Source organism: Micromonospora sp. NPDC000663 (genome assembly GCF_042898105.1).
Lineage (GTDB): Bacteria > Actinomycetota > Actinomycetes > Mycobacteriales > Micromonosporaceae > Micromonospora.
Map to the genome: position 1 here is coordinate 1,128,176 of NZ_JBIAYR010000001.1, position 18,366 is coordinate 1,146,541.

Below are 18,366 nucleotides of genomic sequence, written 5' to 3' on the forward strand. Positions count from 1 at the left end.
GCTCAGTGCCCCCCTTCCGGCGGCGTCGCCGCCACCGACGTGACAGTCGCCACGATGTCGTCACTGACCAGCATGAACACCTGGTCGCCCTCCTGCACGACGGTGGAGGCGGTGGGGAGCGTGCCGATGCCGAAGCGGATCAGGTAGGCCACGCGCGCCCCGGACGCCTCCTCCAGCGCGCGCACCGACCGGCCGATCCAGTCCTTGTGCACGGGGACCTCGACGATCGACACGGTGCTCGTGGGGTCGCGGAAGATCTCCACGTTGCCCTCCGGCACCAGGTGCCGCAGCATCCGGTCGGCGGTCCACCGCACGGTCGCCACGGTGGGGATGCCGAGGCGCTCGTACACCTGGGCCCGGCGCTGGTCGTAGATCCGGGCGGCCACCCGGGACACGCCGAACGTCTCGCGGGCCAGCCGCGCCGAGATGATGTTGGAGTTGTCGCCGCTGGAGACGGCCGCGAAGGCGTCCGCCCGCTCGATGCCGGCCTGCCGCAGCACCTCGCCGTCGAAGCCCGCCCCGGTCACCGTGATCCCGGCGAAGTCGGGGCCGAGCCGGCGGAAGGCGTCGGCGTCCTGGTCGATCACCGCCACCGAGTGCCCCCGGGACTCCAGGCTGTGGGCGAGGGTCGACCCGACCCGGCCACAACCCATGATCACGACGTGCACGCTGTCCCTCCCAAAGGTGCGTACCGCTCCCGCTGCCGGTGGCCTCTCGATGCAGCCTGCCACGTCCCACTGCGCGGCGGGGACCGACCGTACCCCGTGGCGCCCGGCGGTCACGATCGCCCACCCCCGCGCTCTGGCCGTGGTGGTCGTACCCTTGGCGTTCGTGGCCAGTCCCACCTCGCTGCTGAAGCGGCTGCTCCTCGGTCGACCGTTCCGGTCCGACCGTCTGCAGCACACCCTCCTGCCTAAGCGCATCGCGCTGCCCGTGTTCGCCTCCGACGCGCTGTCCAGCGTCGCGTACGCGCCCGACGAGATCCTCCTGACCCTCTCCATCGCCGGCGCCTCCGCGTACGTGTTCTCGCCGTGGATCGCCCTCGCGGTGGTCGTGGTGATGCTGACGGTGGTGGCCAGCTACCGGCAGAACGTGTACGCCTACCCCTCCGGTGGGGGTGACTACGAGGTGGCCACCGTCAACCTGGGGCCGAAGTTCGGGGTGGGCGTGGCCAGCGCCCTGCTCGTCGACTACGTGCTCACGGTGGCGGTGTCGGTCTCCTCCGGGGTCGCCAACCTGGGCTCCGTGGTGCCGTTCGTGGCCACCCACAAGGTCCTCATCGCGGTGATCGCTGTGGTCCTGCTGACCGCCGTCAACCTGCGGGGGCTCCGCGAGTCGGGCACCGCGTTCGCGATCCCCACCTACGGCTTCGTTATCGTCATGGGCGGGATGCTGCTCACCGGGCTGTTCCGGGTGTTCGTGCTCGGTGACGACCTTCGCGCGCCGAGTGCCGACCTGGTGATCCAGGCCGAGCACAGCGTCACCGGCTTCGCGTTGATCTTCCTGCTGCTGCGGACGTTCAGCTCGGGCGCCGCCGCGCTCACCGGCGTCGAGGCGATCTCCAACGGGGTGCCGGCGTTCAAGGCGCCGAAGAGCCGCAACGCCGCCACCACGCTGCTGCTCCTGGGCGCGATCGCGGTGAGCCTGCTGGTCGGGATCATCTGGCTGGCCCGGCTGACCCACCTGCAGTTCGTCGAGGACCCGGCCCTGCAGATCGTCTCCGGCCCCGACGGGTACGTGCAGAAGACGGTCACCACCCAGCTCGGCGAGACGGTCTTCGGCTCCGGCTCGATCCTGCTCTACGTGGTGGCCGGGATGACCGCGTTGATCCTCTTCCTGGCCGCGAACACCGCGTTCAACGGCTTCCCGGTGCTCGGCTCGATCCTGGCCCAGGACCGTTATCTCCCCCGCCAGTTCCACACCCGTGGCGACCGGCTGGCCTTCTCCAACGGCATCACCTTCCTCGCCCTTTTCGCGATCGTGCTGATCGTCGGCTTCCAGGCCGAGGTGACCCGACTCATCCAGCTCTACATCGTCGGGGTCTTCGTCTCGTTCACCGTCTCCCAGGCCGGCATGATCCGGCACTGGAACCGGCGGCTGCGTACCGAGCGGGACCCCGAGGCACGGCAGCGGATGCACCGCTCCCGGGCCATCAACACCTTCGGCATGGGCCTTACCGGAACGGTGCTGGTGATCGTCCTGGTCACCAAGTTCCTGCTCGGTGCCTGGATCGCGATCGCCGCGATGGCGGTGATCTACCTGTTGATGCTCGCCATCCGCAGGCACTACGACCGGATCGCCGTCGAGCTGACCCCACCGGACGAGGGCCGGGCCGTGCTGCCCGCCCGCAACCACGCGATCGTGCTGGTCAGCAAGCTGCACCAGCCGACCCTGCGGGCCATCGCGTACGCCCGGGCCACCCGGCCGGACACGCTCACCGCAGTGACCGTCAACGTGGACGAGGAGGACACCCGGGCGCTGCAGGCCGAGTGGGAGCGCCGGGAGATGGCCATCCCGCTCACCGTGATCGACTCGCCGTACCGGGAGATCACCCGGCCGATCCTGGACTTCGTCGCCTCCACCCGCCGCAAGTCGCCCCGGGACGTGGTGACGGTCTTCATCCCGGAGTACGTGGTCGGCCGCTGGTGGGAGAACCTGCTGCACAACCAGAGCGCGCTGCGCCTCAAGGGTCGCCTGCTCTTCGAACCGGGGGTGATGGTGGTAAGCGTGCCGTGGCAGCTCGCCTCGACGGCGAGCAAGAACCTGGACCGGTTGGACGCCACGCTGTCAAACACCCCGGCGCGGGGCCCCCGGATGGGCCTGCGGGCCACGGATGCGCCGCCGGTGGTCTCCGCGCCGCCCGGTGAGGGTGTCTCCGGCGCCGTCGGTCCGGTCGACCGGGGCGGGGCCGGCCGTGACTGAGCCGGAGCTGGGCGACGCCGTGACACCCGTGGCGCCGGAGCGCGGGCTGGCCGAGGCGGAACGCGTCGAACTGACGGTGGACGCCGTCGCGCCCGGCGGGCACTGCGTGGCCCGGGTGGAGGGGCAGGTGGTCTTCGTCCGGCACGCGCTGCCCGGGGAGCGGGTGATCGCCGAGGTCACCGAGGTGCACAAGGGGTTCGTCCGGGCCGACGCGGTGACCGTGCTGGACGCGTCGCCGGACCGGGTGGAGCCGCCCTGCCCGTACGCGAAGCCGGGCGCCTGCGGCGGCTGCGACCTGCAACACGTCGCCCCGGACGCCCAGCTGGCGTGGAAGGCCGCGGTGGTGCGCGAGCAGTTGACCCGCCTCGGCGGGTTGGGCGACGACGAGCTGGACGGGCTCGGCGTCCGGGTCGAGGCGCTACCCGGCGGGCTGCTGGGCTGGCGCTCGCGGGTCCGCTACGCGGTGGACGCCGCCGACCGGGCCGGCCTGCTCAAGCACCGCTCGCACGAGGTGGTGCCGATCGACCGCTGCCGGATCGCCCACCCGGCCATCCAGCAGCTCCCGGTGCTCACGCCGACCGGGGCGAGCTGGCCGGCCGCCGACGCGGTGGAGACCGTCGCCAGCACCGGCGGGGACGTCAGCGTCGCCGAGGTCCACGACGGGGTGTCCACCCCGGTACGCGGGCCGGCCGAGGTGCGCGAGGTGGCCGCCGGACGGGACTGGACGCTGCAGGCGTCCGCGTTCTGGCAGGTGCACCCGGCGGCGGCCGACACGCTGTCCACGGCCGTGCTGGAGCTACTGGACCCGCGACCGGGCGAGCGCGCCTGGGACCTGTACGGCGGGGCCGGGCTGTTCGCCGCCGGGCTGGCCACCCGGGTCGGGGCGAGCGGCCGGGTGACAGTGGTGGAGGCCGCGCCGCAGGGCGTCGCCGCCGCCCGGCGGAACCTGGCCGACCTGCCCCACGTCGAGGTGGTGTCCGCCCGGGTGGAGACCGCGCTGGCCCGCCGACGGATCACCGGCCCGGTCGACGTGGTGGTGCTCGACCCACCCCGCTCCGGCGCCGGCGCCCCGGTCGTGCGCGCGCTCGCCGCCGCCGGCCCGCGGGCGGTCGCGTACGTGGCCTGCGACCCGGCCGCCTTCGCCCGGGACGTGCGCACGTTCGCCGGCCTGGGCTGGCGACTGGCCGCGCTGCGCGGGTTCGACATGTTCCCGATGACGCAGCACGTCGAGTGCGTCGGGCTGCTGCTCCCGACAAACGGGCGCTGATGCGCGTCGTCGGCCTGATGTCGGGCACGTCGTACGACGGGGTGGACGTCGTCGCCGCGGAGTTCGCCGTCGAGGGGGACACCCTGTGGCTGCGGCCACTGGGGCACCGCGGCCTGGACTACGACGAGGAGCTGCGCGCCGAGATCGCCGCGCTGCTGCCGCCGGCGACAACCACCATCGAGGCCGTCTGCCGGCTCGACAACCGCCTCGGCGAGGTCTTCGCCGACGCGGCGGCCATCGGCCTGGAACTGGCCGGTGGGCCTGTCGACGCGGTGGTCTCGCCCGGCCAGACGGTCTTCCACTGGGTCGACGACGGCACGGTTCGGGGCACCCTGCAACTGGGCGCGGTGGCGCGGGTGGCCGCCCGGGTCGGCGTACCGGTGCTCAGTGACCTGCGCTCGGCGGACATCGCTGCCGGTGGGCAGGGCGCGCCGCTGGTGCCGGCCTTCGACGCGCTGCTGCTCGACGCCGCCGCCGGGCCGCGCGCGGCGCTGAACCTCGGCGGCATCGCGAACCTCACGGTGGTCGCGCCGGGGGCGCCGGTGCTCGGGTACGACGTGGGCCCGGCGAACGCCCTGCTGGACGCGGCGGCCCGCCGCTTCCTCGACCAGCCGTGTGACCTCGACGGCGCGCGGGCGGCGGCCGGTCGGGTGCACCCGGGGCTGCTCGCCGCGCTGCTGGCCGAGCCGTACTACGCGGCGGCCCCACCCAAGTCCACCGGCAAGGAGCTGTTCCACGCCGGCTACCTGGACCGGCACCTCGCCGCGCTCGGCGAGCCGGTGCCGGTGGACGACCTGCTGGCCACCCTCACCGAGCTGACCGCGCGGGTCGTCGCCGCCGAGTGCGACAGGCATGGTGTGGTGGAGGTCATCGCTGCCGGCGGCGGTGTGCGCAATCCCACCCTGCTGGGGCGGCTCGCCGCGCTGGGCGCCGACAGGTGGCGCCTGCGCGGCACCGACGAGCTGGGGGTGCCCGCGCAGGCCAAGGAGGCGTACGCGTTCGCGCTGCTGGGCTGGCTGTCCTGGCACGGCCTGCCCGGCTCGATCCCGTCGGTGACCGGCGCCGCCCGCGCGGCGGTGCTCGGCTCGTGGACGCCGGCCGGTCCGGCGTACTCCGGCACCCCGGCCGGCCCGCCGCGCCGGCTGCGGATCCGTCCCTGAGCAGGCGCTCAGCCGTCGGACGTGGCCCGGGCGGCTCGGGTCGGGCTGCGGAGTACCGGACGGCCGATAGACTCTCCGGTCATGAGCGTTGAAGAGGACACGGCCAACCACGGCCGGCTGCTGGGGACGGTCCGCGGTCCGCAGGACGTCAAGCGGATGTCGGGCGAGGAGTTGGACGTTCTCGCCGCGGAGATCCGGGACTTCCTGATCGCGAAGGTCTCCCGCACCGGCGGGCACGTCGGGCCCAACCTCGGTGTGGTCGAGCTGACGCTCGCCATGCACCGCGTCTTCGACTCCCCCCGGGACCGGCTCCTGTTCGACACCGGCCACCAGGCGTACGTGCACAAGATCCTCACCGGGCGTCAGGCCGGCTTCGACAAGCTCCGCCAGCGCGGTGGCCTCTCCGGCTACCCCAGCCAGGCCGAGAGCGAGCACGACCTGATCGAGAATTCGCACGCCTCCACGGCGCTCTCCTACGCCGACGGCCTGGCCAAGGCGTACGCCCTGCGGGGCGAGGCGCGCAGCGTCGTGGCGGTGGTAGGCGACGGCGCGCTCACCGGTGGCATGTGCTGGGAGGCGCTCAACAACATCGCCACCGCCGGCAACTCGCTCGTCATCGTGGTCAACGACAACGGCCGGTCGTACTCGCCGACCATCGGCGGTCTGGCCGACCACCTCTCCTCGCTGCGCCTCAACCCGGGCTACGAGAAGGTCCTCGACACGGTCAAGGACGCCCTCGGCTCCACCCCGCTGGTCGGCAAGCCCATGTACGAGGTGCTGCACGCCGTCAAGAAGGGCATCAAGGACGCGGTCGCCCCGCAGGCCATGTTCGAGGACCTCGGCATCAAGTACGTCGGCCCGGTCGACGGGCACGACGTGGCAGCCGTCGAGGCGGCCCTGCGCGCGGCGAAGAACTTCGGCGGCCCGGTGATCGTGCACGCGGTCACCCGCAAGGGCTACGGCTACCGCCCGGCCGAGGAGGACGAGGCGGACTGCCTGCACGGCCCCGGCGGCGCCTTCGACGTGGAGACCGGCGCGTTGCTGGCCGCTCCTGCGGTGAAGTGGACGCACGTCTTCGCCGACGAGCTGCTGGCCGTCGCCGACGAGCGGCCGGACGTGGTCGGGATCACCGCCGCCATGGCCGAGCCGACAGGCATCGCGAAGCTGGCCCGCAAGTACCCCGAGCGGGTGTACGACGTGGGCATCGCCGAGCAGCACGCCGCCACCTCGGCGGCCGGGTTGGCGCTGGGCGGCCTGCACCCGGTGGTAGCCGTCTACGCCACCTTCCTCAACCGCGCCTTCGACCAGGTCCTGCTGGACGTGGCGATGCACAAGCTGCCGGTGACCTTCGTGCTCGACCGGGCGGGTATCACCGGCCCGGACGGGCCGAGCCACTACGGCATCTGGGACATGTCGGTCTTCGGTGTGGTGCCCGGTCTGCGGATCGCCGCGCCCCGGGACGCCGCCACGCTGCGCGAGGAGCTGCGCGAGGCGTTGGCCGTCGACGACGGCCCGACAGTGGTGCGCTTCCCGACCGGGACCGTCGCCGCTGACCTGCCGGCCCTGCGCCGGGTCGGTCCGGTCGACGTGCTGGCCGAGTCGGCGCGTACCGACGTGCTGCTGGTCGCCGTCGGCTCCTTCGGCCAACTGGGCATGGAGGTGGCCGCCCGGGTCGCCGAGCAGGGCTACGGCGTCACGGTCGTCGACCCGCGCTGGGTGCGTCCGGTCCCGGCGGAACTGGTCGACCTGGCCGCCCGTCACCGGCTCGTGGTCAGCGTCGAGGACGGCGTCCGCGTCGGCGGGGTGGGCGACGCGCTCGCCCAGGCGATGCGGGACGCCGACGTCCGGGTGCCGCTCAAGGACCTGGGCGTACCGGCCGACTGGCACCCGCACGGCACCCGCGCGCAGATCCTCGCCGACCTGGGCCTGACGGCGCAGGACGTGGCCCGCGACGTCACCGGCTGGATCTCCGGCCTGGACGCCACCCCGGACCGCCTCACCCCCAGCGACGCGGCCGCGCAGAACTAGCAGACGCACAGACGGCGGGTACCCCTTGCGGGGGTGCCCGCCGTCCCGGCGTGCCCCGCACGCCCCTCGTCCCGACGCCCCTCGTCGCGCCGATCTTGCACTTTGTGTCGCCGATGCGCGACTTCTGCCCCGCTCCGTCCCAGCAGAAAGTGCAAGATCGACGCGGGCGTGGGGTGGGTGGGTGGGTGGGTGGGTGGGTGGGTTAGCGGGGGCTTACCGAGCGGTAGTGGGTCTTGTCGGTGTTGGCGAGGCTGTACGTCTGCGAGCGGGTGGGCTCGGGGACGACCACCAGGCCGGGACGTTCGACGAGCAGCGGCGTTCCGGGAGGCACGGAGAGCGAGCTGTCCCGGGTGGCCCGCCAGCTGAGCACCACCAGGGGCTGCCCCGGCACCGGCAGCTGGTACGTCTGCAACGGGGTGGCCCGGTCGGCCGGCGAGACCACGGGCGCGCTCCCGTCCGCCGGCCGGTAGATCACGGCGGTCATCGTGCCGGCGTCGGTGTCCCAGCTCAGCTGCTGCAACTCGGCGGCCTCGCCGCCGCCGAGGGCGACCTCGCCGAGCGAGCGGACGGTCAGCTTCGCCATCGGCCAGGACGTCGGCACCGAGCGTGGCGCGTCCCGGTCGCCGACGCGGCGGGGGATGCTGCCGAACGGGCCACGGTCACCGGCCAGCACGCAGGTGTCCAGGCCGGTGAGCGCACGCCGGCCGGCACCTGACTCGTCGCGGACCAGCGGATAGCGCGGGTCGACGGTGCCGGTGCCCAGGTCGAGCAGCCGGTCGGCGGCCCGTCCCCGGGGCAGCGACTCGGTGGCCCGCAGGGTCGCGGTCACCGGTACCGCCGCGCAGGCCGGCACGTCGACCGGCGCGCTGAGCCCGTCGGCCACGGTCAGCGCCCGGCCCTGTGGCCCGAGCAGTGTCTGCACCCGGGCAGACACCAGGTAGCGCCGGCCGCCGGCGGTCTGCACCGGCAGCACGTCGGAGTAGACCAGGTAGCCGGGATCGGTGTACTCGGAGGCGCGGGTGACGGCGTACCGGTCGCCGTCGCCTGTGAGTTGCAGCAGCCAGGAGGCGCTTTCGCCGGGTACGTCGGCGGCCACCAGGGCCACCGGGGCGCCGTCGACCCGGCCGGAGAAGAGGATGCCGGACGAGGGCAGGTGCGCCCTGTCGTCGGCAGGTGAGCGCCAGTCCCGCACCGCGTCGGTGACCGCCGCCGTCACCCCCGTGTCGCCGGCCAGGTCGCCACGGGGCGGCCACACCGCCAGCGAGCCGTCCAGGCTGTCGTACCCGACCCGCAGGTCCTTCGGTTGACGGTCGGCGACCGGACCGCACGCCGTCGCGGCCAGCACTGCGCCCAGCAGGACGGTGAGGGCCCTGCCGTGCCGACGGCCTGGAGTCACCTGGTCCGCCCCCGATCGCCTCGCCGTCGCTGTCGGAAAGCGCCATAGTACGAGATGTCCGGCGCGGGGCCTCAGGTGGTGGCCGCCGCATCCACCACAGTGGACACCGCAGGCGTTTTCGTGCTGTTTCGTCGCTCCGGTAGACTCCGCCGACTGTGACGCCTGCCGAGTCCCGCGCCCTGTCCGCGCCGCACCCGGAGGCGGCCGCCGGCCTCGACGACCTCGACGAGACGGTGAGCTACCGCACTCCGGCCACCAGAACGGCAGGCCGCGTCGCCACGTCCGCCGCACCGGCCGAAGCCTCGGTCGGCGTCGTCGACTCCCCTGCCGCACCGACGACGACGCCCGTCGACACCCCACCGGAGGCCGTACCCGACCTGCCGGCCGACGCCGAGGTGCCGGGCGGCGGCAGGTGGCGCGGGTGGACGCGGCGACGGCAGCACCTCGCCGTGGGTGGCCTGTTCCTGCTCGCCGCGCTCTGGGTGACCAGCCGGATCTGGCTGGACCCGGCCGGCCGGGTGGCCTCGCTCTACACCGGTGACCCGGCCCAGGTGCAGTTCTTCCTGGCCCACTCGGTCCGTGTGGTGCTGCACGGCGAGTACCCGTTCTACACCGAACAGTTCAACTACCCCGACGGCGTCAACCTGATGGCCAACACGGCGGTGCTGGCGCTGGGCATCCCGATGGTACCTGTGACGCTGCTCTTCGGGCCGGCGGTGTCGTTCGTGGTGCTGGTGACGCTCGGTCTGGCCGGCACCGCCCTGGCGTGGTACCTCGTGCTCTCCCGCCACCTGGTCCGCAACCCGCTCGCGGCGGCGGTCGGCGGCTGGTTCTGCGGGTTCTCCCCGGCGATGCTGTCGCACGCCAGTTGGCACCCGAACATCATCAGCCAGTTCCTGCTGCCGTTCATCGTCTGGCGGGTGCTGGTGCTGACCCGGTCGACCCGGCCGGTACGCGACGGCGCGCTGCTCGCCCTGCTGGTCACCGCCCAGGCGTTCATCAACGAGGAGATCCTGCTCTTCACGGCCCTGGCCTGCGGCGTGTTCCTGATCGCCGTGCTCGTCCAGGAACCGGCCCGCTGGTCGGCGGCGTGGCGGCCGTTGGGCGCCGGGTTGGCCGTGTGCGCGCTGCTGGCCGGGGCGCTGCTGGCGTACCCGCTGTACGTGCAGTTCGCCGGACCGATGGCGTACCACGGGCTCAGCGACGCCGTGCAGGACTACGGCAACGACATCGCCGCCTTCTTCGCGCCCGGTTCGCCCACCCTCGGTGGCAACCAGCGGGCCAACATCAACCTGGCGCCGAACTACTCGGAGGAGAACGCCTTCTTCGGCTGGAGCCTGTCGCTGCTCGCCATCGGCATCGTGGTGTGGCTGCGCCGGGACCTGGTCGTCCGGGCGCTCGCGGCCACCGGCGTGTTCTTCGCCGTGCTCTCCCTCGGCGAGCGGATCTCCTGGTGGGACCGGGAGCTGATCACCGGCCCGTGGCAGTTGCTGGTCCACCTGCCGCTGCTGGACGCTGTCGTACCGACCCGGTTCGGTCTGATCACCAGCGTGGTGATCGGCCTGCTGCTCGCGCTCGCCGTCGAGCGGGCGTGGGAGCTGCGCCCGGCCGACCGACGCACCCTACGGACGCTCACCGCCGCCGGCCTGGCGTTCGCGCTGCTGCCGGTCGCGCCGATGCCGCTGCGGATGGTGTCCCGACCGCCGGTGCCCGACTTCATCACCGCCGACAGGTGGCGGGAGTACGTGGGGCCGGACCAGACGCTGGTGCCCATTCCGGTGCCGAGCATGGGCAACACGCACGGCATGCGCTGGGCGGCGGCCACCAACCTCGACTTCAAGATCCCGGGCGGCTACTTCCTCGCACCGCGCAACGGCAACACGGGCGACCCGGGGCGGTTCGGCGGCCGACCCAGCGGCGTGGGCCAACTGCTGGAGGAGGTCGCCACCACCGGCCGTACCCCGAAGCTCGACGACCGGCAGCGCCGCCGCTTCACCGACGAGCTGCGCCACTGGCGGGCCGCCATCCTGGTGCTGCCGGTCCGCCAGCAGAACGCCGAGCCGCTGCGACGTGCCGTCGAGGACCTGGTCGGCCCCGGCCGCCAGGAGCTGGACGTCTGGGTGTGGGACGTCCGGACGCTCACCGACCGCTCGGTCTGATGGTCACCGGGACGGCGTCCCCCGCGACGGTTGCCCCGGCGTCGGCGCGGTGGTCCCGGCCGAGCTGGCTCCCGGACGCGGTGGTGGTGACCGGCTATCTGTGCCTGGCCGTCCTGCTGACCAGCGGGCAGTGGGGGCATCCGTGGCGGCTGTTCCACCAGGCCGGCGACCAGGTCCTCTTCGAGTGGATGCTGGCCCACGCGGCGCACGCCGTCGTCGAGGGGGAGAACCCGCTCTACAGCACGGCGTTGAACGCGCCGGACGGCGTCAACCTGATGGCGAACACGTCGGTGCTCGGCCTGGGTGTGCCGCTGACCCCTGTCACGCTGCTGTTCGGGTCGCAGGTGTCGTTCTGCGTGGCGGTCGTCTGCTGCCTCGCCGCCACCGCGACGGCCTGGTACGCGCTGCTGCGCCGGCGGCTGGTCAGCGCCAGGTCGGCGGCGGCGGTCGGTGGGCTGATCTGTGGGTTCGCCCCCGGCATGATCGCCCAGGCGGGCGCGCACCTGCACATCGCCGCGCAGTTCCTGGTGCCCCCGATCCTCGCCCTGGTGTTCCGGTCCGCGAACGGGCCCGTGTGGCGGTCCGGCGTCGGCCTCGGACTGCTTGTCGTCTGGCAGGCCTTCATCGGCGAGGAGGTGCTGGTCTTCCTGGCGCTCGCCGCCGGGGTGCTCGCGCTGGGCTGGGCGCTCGCCGACCGCCCGGCCGCCCGCCGGCACGCGCCGGCCCTGATCGGGCGGCTCGCGGTGGCGGCCGTGGTGGCGACGGCGCTGCTGGCGTACCCGCTGTGGTTCCAGTTCCGCGGCCCGCAGCACTACGCGGGGATGGCCTTCGCCGCCCACGCCTTCCAACTGGACGCTGCCTCGTTCACCGCGTCGGCCCGGCAGACCGTGCTCGGGGACGACTGGCTGCCCGGCCTGCTCTCGCCGAACCCGACCGAGGAGAACTCGTTCTTCGGCCCGGGTCTGCTCGTGCTCGCCGTGGTGATCGTGATCTGGTTGTGGCGCCGGCCGCTGGTCCGCGCGCTGGCCGTCTGCGGCCTGGTGTTCGCCCTGCTGTCGCTCGGCACCGAGCTGCGGGTGGACGGCGCCGCCACCGGGATCGCCGGGCCGTACCGGCTGGTGGCCGGCCTGCCGTTGCTCGACCTCGCGGTGCCGGCCCGGTTCGCGCTGGTCTGCGTACCGGTGCTGGGGGTGCTGGTGGCACTCTCGGTGGACCGGGTCCGGGCGGCACGCCGGCTGTCGGCCGCGCCGGGACTGCCGGTGCGGCTGCTCTGGGCCGGGGCGGTGGCCGCCGCGCTGCTGCCCCTGGCTCCGACACCGATCCGGGTGGTGCCGGTCCCGCCGGTGCCGGGGTTCGTCGCCGACGGCGCGTGGCGTCCGCTGGTGCCGCCCGGCCGGACGGTGGTCGCCGTACCTCCGGTCACCGGCGCGGCGCGGAGCCCGGTGATGCTCTGGTCCGCCCGCACCGGGCTCGCCTTCGCGGCGCCGGGCGGCTACTTCATCGGGCCGGCCGGCCCCGACGACCCGACGGCCCGCTGGGGCGCGCCCGACCGGCCCACGTCGGTGCTGCTGCGCGCGGTGGCCGAGACCGGAGTGGTGCCGGTGCTCACCGACGCCGACCGCCGGCGGGCCGTGGAGGACCTTCGGCACTGGAGGGCCGCGCTCGTGGTGCTCGGCCCGTCGACCCACGGCGACCCGCTGCGCCGCACCGTCGACGACCTGCTCGGCCCGGGCCGCCCGGTCGACGGCGGATGGGTGTGGGACGTGCGGGGCAGCGTCTAACCCACAAGCGGGCGGACGTCCCAGACCCAGACGTCGTCGACCCGCTGCGGCGGCCCGATCAGCGCGGTGACCAGCTCACGCAGCACCGCCTCGCGCGGGTGCGCACCGAGCACCACCACCGACGCCCGCCAGAAGCGCAGGTCCTCCACGGCCTGGCGACGGTTCTCGTCGGTGAGCGCCGGGACCCTGTCCGTGTCCATGGTGGAGTAGATGAGGCTGCTGGTCGGCCGGTTCGGCGCCCCGAAGACGCCCTCGCCCAGCTCGTTGGGGCCGATGAAGTAGCCACCCGGGACGGGGAACTCCTGCCCGGTCAGGGCGCTCCAGCGCAGCGTGGGCAGGCCGTGGACGTTGCTCGGGATCGGCACCGGCACCAGGGTCCGGCCCGCCGGCACGTACGGCCGCCAGCCGCCCGCGGTGATGAAGTGCGGCGGCGGCTCCACCTGCTGGGCGGGCAGCGGCCGGGGGAGGAGCGGCAGCACGGCGAGCGCGACAGCCGCGTACCCCACGGGGCGCAGCCACCGCCGACGCGCCGCGACAGCCGGTTCGCCCGTGCGCTGGGCCGGCACCCGCGGTGCCTCGGCCGGACGTCCCTGCCGGGACGCGGCGTCCCAGGTCAGCGCGAGCAGTACGCCCACCGCGGCGGCGACGACCAACGTCAACCGGGTAGGCATCATCATCTCGACCAGCGGCAGGTCGTCAGGCACGTACGACCACGGGCCGCGCACATCGGTCTCGACGCCGTTGAAGCGCACCACCGGCCCGATCGCGGCCACCGTGAAGACCACGATCAGCACCGCGACGATCCGGGCGGCCAGCGACCGGCGCACGAGCAGAACCAGGGCCACCACCGAGAGCAGCACCAGCGGCCAACCGAACCAGGTGTTCTGCTCGGTCATCCCGATCGTCTTCTCCACGGCCGGTTCGCCGGCCCAGGTGTCCCGGGCGAAGGTGACGAACGCGACCAGGTCCTCGCCCCAGTTGTGGAAGACGCCGCCCTGCAGGCCCCGGTAGGACTGTGGGCCGTTGAACTGGAACCAGATCGGGTACGCGGCGAGCAGCAGCGCCAGCCCGCCGGCCACACCCAGCCCGGCCACGAACGTGCCGGCGACGGCCCGCGTGGCCGCCGGCCGCTGCACGGCGTACGCCAGCACGACGACCAGGCAGGCCAGCGCCGTGAGCAGCAGCATCTCCTCGTTGATGAAGATCTGGTACGTGACGAGCGCCCCGAGCACCAACCCGTTGCGCCGCCACCGGCCCGGCTCGCCGAGACGCAGCACCCGCACCACGATCAGGGGCAGCAGGAAGTTGGACACGAAGTTGGGCTGGCCGTTGGCGTGGTGGATGATGCCCGGCGCGAAGCCGAGGAACGCGCCGCCGACGAACGCCGCCGCCCGGGAGCGCACCAGGTGGCGGGAGAGCATCCAGTACGCGGTGCCGGCGGTGGCGGCGAGGGCCGCGCCCAGGTAGAGCGCGTACATCACCTGGGGGCCGAGCAGCATGGTCAGCGGCGCCAGCGGCAGGGTCACCCCGAGCAGCGAGGTGTTGGCCATCATGTTCACCCCGTCCGGGGCGTTCTGCCGGGCCGTGAACAGCGGGTTCTCGAGGTGCCGCACGGAGTACGCGCCGTGCGCGAACAGCCACTCGAACCAGCTGTGGTCGGTGGGCAGGTGCGAGGACACCCGACCGGTCACGTCACCCCAGTAGTTGAGGCAGACGAACACACCCAGCACCACATAGGCTCCGAGGGCCACGAGATCGGCGCGGGCGGGTCGGCGTCGAGGCCGCCGTGTCGCCTCGGCCTCGGCCGGGTCGGCGTCGGTTACGGGATTCAGCGAGGGGTCTACCACCGGCACAGCCACGACGCGCCATCGTACAGGCGAGGACGCGTCGGATTGCCGGGCCGGTGTGCCCACGGTCGGGTTTGCCGGGAAGCGCCACCGGCCAGCCACGACGGGTGACGGAGGGACGGTCGGTGTCGATCATCGAACTGGGCGAGGTCCGGGACGAGGACGTCCCGCCGCGGCCGGTCCGCCGACCACGCGCGGCAGGTCGTCCGCTGCGCTGTGCCGCGGTGCTGCTGCTGGCACTTGTCGTGCTGGCCTCAGCGGCACCGGCGCCCGAGCGGACGGTGAGCCCGGTGCCGGGCGCGCGGGCCGCGGCGGCGTACCTCGCCGCGGACGGCGTCTTCGTCGTCGACCCGCCGACGCCCACCGGGGACCGGTACCTGACCGCGTACGCCCCGCCGACACCGGGTGGCGGCGTGCCGCGGCGGTGGCGGGCGCCCCTTCCCCGCGCCGGCGACTACCTCGGTGTGCGGGTCGAGCAGGGGCTGGTGCTGGCCGTGGGGGCCAGCGCCCAGAACGGTGTGTTCGAGACCACCGCCTTCGACCCGGAGACGGGGTCGCAGCGCTGGCGACTCGCCGGGATTCCCCAGGCGACTGCCGACGGCGGTCTGCTGCTGGTGGTCGACGACATGACCGACGAGCCGGGCGCGATGAGACGTGTCGACCCGGACAGCGGCCGGCTGCTCTGGTCGGTGCCCATCCCGCCACCCGGCAACCCCGGTTACCAGGTACGCGACGGCCGGGTCGACAGGTTCGTGCTCGTGCAGCCGGCAGGCGAGGTGCAGGTGTACGACGCCGGCACCGCTGACCTGCTGCGCAGCGTCGACACACTGACCGGTGACCGGTCGGCGTACCAGCGGGTGCAGGTCGTCGACGATCTGCTGCTGCTCGTCCCGCCCGGCGCGACCAGGCTGGTCGGCCACCGTCTGCCCGGGCTCGATCCGCTGTGGACGGCCGAGGTGCCGCTGGTGTCGTACGTGGTCGGTTGCGCGGGCCTGCTCTGCGCGTTGCAGCAGACCGGCGGCCTCCAGGTCATCGATCCGACCACCGGTGCGGTCCGCTGGTCGGACCCGGGACGCGACACCCTGGCCGACGTCCGGGACGGCCGGCTGCTGGTGGCGGGGCCGGGCCAGCGGTACGCGGCACGCGACGCGGCTACCGGAGGAGGGCGGGCCGAGCTGGGCCGGTGGAACCTGGTGCCGTCGCTGGGCCGCGACGACCCGTTGCTGGGGGTGCGTCCGCTGGACGACGGGCGTCTGGTCGTCGCCGAACTGGACCTGGCGGCCGGCCGGTCCCGGATCGTCGACGTGCTCCCGGACGTCGTCGGCAACTGCCAGGCGTCCCTGCCGACCCTGCTGTGCCAGCGCCTCGACGGCTCGACCGCGCTGTGGCGGTTGCGGTCGTGACCGGCCCGCTCATCGACCTCGGCGAGCTGCGGCACAGCTCGGAACCCGGCCCGCTGCCCCGCCCACCCCGGGCCGTCGGCCGGCCGCTGCGGTGCGTACTGGTGCTGCTGCTCCTGCTGGCCACCCTCGCCTCCGCAGGGGTTCCGCCCCGGCGGGACGTGGTGAACATCCCGGCGGGGCTGGCGGCCGAGACGTTGCTCGCCGGCGACCTGTTCGTGGTCCTCGACCCGAGCCCCGCGCAGCCCACCCAGCGGACGCTGCGCGTGTTCCGGCTGCCCGACGGCGAGTTGCTGTGGCAGACCCGGGTACCGGTGCAGGGGCGGGCCTGGGGGGTCTCGTCGGTGGGCGGGGTGCTGCTGGCCACCGTCCACGAGAGCAACATGCCGGGGCAGGGCACCCTGTCCGTGGCGTTCGACAGGGACACCGGCGCGTACCGCTGGCAGCAGCCGGGCAGCCCGGTCGAGCTGGCCGACGGCACCGTGCTGATGCAGGACGGCGGCGGGGACGAGCCGTTCGGTCTGCGGGCGCTCGATCCCTGCTGCGGCACCGTGCGCTGGCAGATGACCACGGACGCGCAGGTCAGCTTCCGGTACGGCGGGCGCGGGGTGGACCGGGTGGTGCTCAAGCAGGCGGACGGCCCGGTCGAGGTCCGAGACGCAGGCACCGGCGCGGTGCTGGCCCGCGCCGACGTCCGGCCACCCGGCAGCGGCTGGCCGGGGGTCACGCAGGTGGTGGACGACCTGCTGGTGACCATCTCGGGGACTCCGGCCACCATCACCGCGTACGGACTCGACCGGCTGGACCGGCGGTGGAGCATCCCGGCCGACCGGGCGGAGTTCGCCCTGGGCTGCGGCCCGGTCCTGTGCCTGCACGTCGGTGGCGTGGGGCTGCGGGCGGTCGACGCCGCCACCGGCCAACCGCGGTGGAACAGCGACCGCTGGACGTGGGTCTTCCCGTACGACGGCCGGTTGATGGCCAGCACGGCGAACAGCTCCGGCACCCGACTGGAGCAGCTCGTCGTGCTCGACCCGACGACCGGCCGGGAGGTGGCCGGGCTGGGCCGGTGGGAGCTAGCCCAGTCCGGCTTCGGCGACCCACTGATCGGCGTGCGGCGGCATCCCGCCGGTGGGCTCTACGTCACGCGGTTGGATGCCCGCGCCGGCGAGGCCCGACCGCTGGACGTGCTGCCAGAGGCCGCCGGCAACTGCCAGGCGAGCGTCAGTTGGCTGCTCTGCCAGCGGGTGAACGGCTCCTACCAGCTGTTCCGGTGGTCCGACTGATCACCAGTTGGCCTGGGCGGGTGGCGGGGGCAGCGGCACCGACGCGGGCCGCAGCACGTACGCCACACCGCCGCTGCCACGCTGCCAGACCGCCTCGAACGCCTGCCGGTGCACCGTCCGGCGCACCTCGTCGTCGTCGGGCGCGTACGGGTCGTTGAGCACCGGGTCGCCGTCGGCGGTGAAGCCGACAAGCACCATCAGGTGTCCCTTGGTGTCGTAGGCCAGCCCCGGCACCTCGTCGGCCCGGAAGGCCGCGGAGACGATCAGGGGGATGCCTGCGGCGACGAACGCCTCCGCCTCGGCCAGCGACCGCAGCCGGGTGACGAACGCGTCCACCCCGTGCAGGCCGGCGTACGCCGTGTTGAACGGCCAGTTGCCAGCGCCGGCGTACGCGTGGTCGTAGCAGTGTCGGGCGGCGTGCACCACCACCGGCCGTGGGCCGGGCGGCCGCACCCAGGAGCAGTGCTCCGCCGTCGGCCCGAGACCCCAGTAGGCGAGCACCATCGAGGTGCAGGTGGGGCTGCACCAGGAGTCGCCGCCCCCACCCCACTGCGGGTACTGGCCGGCGTGCAGCCGCTGCGAGTAGCGGGGCACATCCAGCACCCGTCCACGGGCAGCGGACGAGGTGGGCTCCGGTGCGCCGGGCGGGCCGGGGAGCGCGGGGCCGGTGGCGACCGCGCCGATGCTGCGCAGCACCGGGCCGGTCGGGCTGCCGGCCGGTCGGCACAGGGTCACCCGCGCCTGCCAGCCGGTGACCATCGCACCGGTCACGACCAGTGTGTCGGTGTCGACAGCGGCGTCGCCGTCGCGCTGCCCGGGAATCGAGGTGCGTCGTACCGTCAGGTCGTCGGCCGCCCAGCGGGCCAGCAGGTACCACTCGGTGGCGGGCGCGTCGCCGTGCCAGCCGCGCAGCTCGACCTCGATCCAGCAGCCGTCCGGGGTGTCGGCGGTCCACGACGGCACCACCTCGGCGACGGCGAAGCCGACAGGCACCGGCGGGGACGTCCACCTGCCCCGCTCGTCCACGACGCCGGTCGCGGAGTCCGCCGGGAGGTGGAAGCCCCGGTAGGCGATGTCCCGCCGGGTGGGTGGTGCCGTGCTGCTCATGCCGCGTCCGTCCCGT

At 73.8% G+C, this 18,366-nt stretch carries 12 protein-coding genes; 8 read left to right on the forward strand and 4 right to left on the reverse strand.

Annotated elements, in window-relative coordinates; genetic code table 11:
- Positions 1-2: 2 nt before the first annotated feature.
- On the reverse strand, positions 3-668 hold the full coding sequence (locus ACFY1S_RS05425) for a TrkA family potassium uptake protein (RefSeq protein ID WP_364366345.1): 666 nt from the start codon (positions 666-668) through the stop codon (positions 3-5).
- Positions 669-831: 163 nt separating this feature from the next.
- Here ACFY1S_RS05425 and ACFY1S_RS05430 point away from each other — a divergent pair, with 163 nt between their 5' ends.
- The 4 genes from ACFY1S_RS05430 to dxs all read left to right on the forward strand — a co-directional run bounded on the left by ACFY1S_RS05430 (position 832) and on the right by dxs (position 7,377).
- The gene (locus ACFY1S_RS05430; RefSeq protein WP_387113084.1) at positions 832-2,922 is read left to right on the forward strand and encodes an APC family permease; all 2,091 of its coding nucleotides are present in this window, start codon (positions 832-834) and stop codon (positions 2,920-2,922) included.
- Positions 2,915-4,189 (forward strand): class I SAM-dependent RNA methyltransferase, encoded by a 1,275-nt coding sequence (locus tag ACFY1S_RS05435; RefSeq protein ID WP_387113086.1) that lies wholly within the window; start codon positions 2,915-2,917, stop codon positions 4,187-4,189. The genes ACFY1S_RS05430 and ACFY1S_RS05435 overlap by 8 nt, the downstream gene beginning before the upstream one ends.
- Positions 4,189-5,349, forward strand: coding sequence for an anhydro-N-acetylmuramic acid kinase (locus tag ACFY1S_RS05440; RefSeq protein ID WP_387113088.1), 1,161 nt, complete (start codon positions 4,189-4,191; stop codon positions 5,347-5,349). Before ACFY1S_RS05435 ends, ACFY1S_RS05440 begins: the two co-directional genes overlap by 1 nt.
- Positions 5,350-5,430: 81 nt before the next feature.
- The gene (gene dxs, locus ACFY1S_RS05445) at positions 5,431-7,377 is read left to right on the forward strand and encodes a 1-deoxy-D-xylulose-5-phosphate synthase (protein WP_387113090.1); all 1,947 of its coding nucleotides are present in this window, start codon (positions 5,431-5,433) and stop codon (positions 7,375-7,377) included.
- A gap of 202 nt (positions 7,378-7,579) precedes the next feature.
- Here the strand turns inward: dxs and ACFY1S_RS05450 are convergent, their stop codons facing one another.
- Positions 7,580-8,773, reverse strand: coding sequence for a hypothetical protein (locus ACFY1S_RS05450; protein ID WP_387113092.1), 1,194 nt, complete (start codon positions 8,771-8,773; stop codon positions 7,580-7,582).
- A gap of 233 nt (positions 8,774-9,006) precedes the next feature.
- On the opposite strand from ACFY1S_RS05450, the gene ACFY1S_RS05455 reads away from it, so the two are divergent.
- Together ACFY1S_RS05455 and ACFY1S_RS05460 are read left to right on the forward strand one after the other, a co-directional pair.
- Complete coding sequence (locus ACFY1S_RS05455; protein ID WP_387114313.1) at positions 9,007-10,932, forward strand: hypothetical protein; 1,926 nt, start codon at positions 9,007-9,009, stop codon at positions 10,930-10,932.
- Complete coding sequence (locus tag ACFY1S_RS05460; RefSeq protein WP_387113094.1) at positions 10,932-12,713, forward strand: hypothetical protein; 1,782 nt, start codon at positions 10,932-10,934, stop codon at positions 12,711-12,713. Before ACFY1S_RS05455 ends, ACFY1S_RS05460 begins: the two co-directional genes overlap by 1 nt.
- On the opposite strand, the gene ACFY1S_RS05465 is transcribed toward ACFY1S_RS05460, so the two are convergent.
- Positions 12,710-14,560, reverse strand: a complete 1,851-nt coding sequence (locus tag ACFY1S_RS05465) for a hypothetical protein (protein ID WP_387114316.1) — start codon at positions 14,558-14,560, stop codon at positions 12,710-12,712. The two genes, ACFY1S_RS05460 and ACFY1S_RS05465, sit on opposite strands and share 4 nt — an antisense overlap.
- 125 nt (positions 14,561-14,685) lie before the next feature.
- Here ACFY1S_RS05465 and ACFY1S_RS05470 point away from each other — a divergent pair, with 125 nt between their 5' ends.
- Both ACFY1S_RS05470 and ACFY1S_RS05475 read left to right on the forward strand, forming a co-directional pair.
- Positions 14,686-15,963: a PQQ-binding-like beta-propeller repeat protein gene (locus ACFY1S_RS05470; RefSeq protein WP_387113096.1), complete on the forward strand. Its 1,278-nt coding sequence runs from the start codon at positions 14,686-14,688 to the stop codon at positions 15,961-15,963.
- Entirely contained in the window at positions 15,960-17,243 is a 1,284-nt protein-coding gene (locus tag ACFY1S_RS05475) for a PQQ-binding-like beta-propeller repeat protein (RefSeq protein ID WP_387113098.1), read from the forward strand. Before ACFY1S_RS05470 ends, ACFY1S_RS05475 begins: the two co-directional genes overlap by 4 nt.
- Here the strand turns inward: ACFY1S_RS05475 and ACFY1S_RS05480 are convergent, their stop codons facing one another.
- On the reverse strand, positions 17,244-18,350 hold the full coding sequence (locus ACFY1S_RS05480; protein WP_387113100.1) for a peptidase C39 family protein: 1,107 nt from the start codon (positions 18,348-18,350) through the stop codon (positions 17,244-17,246). It lies immediately after the preceding gene.
- Between the last annotated feature and the right edge of the window lie 16 nt (positions 18,351-18,366).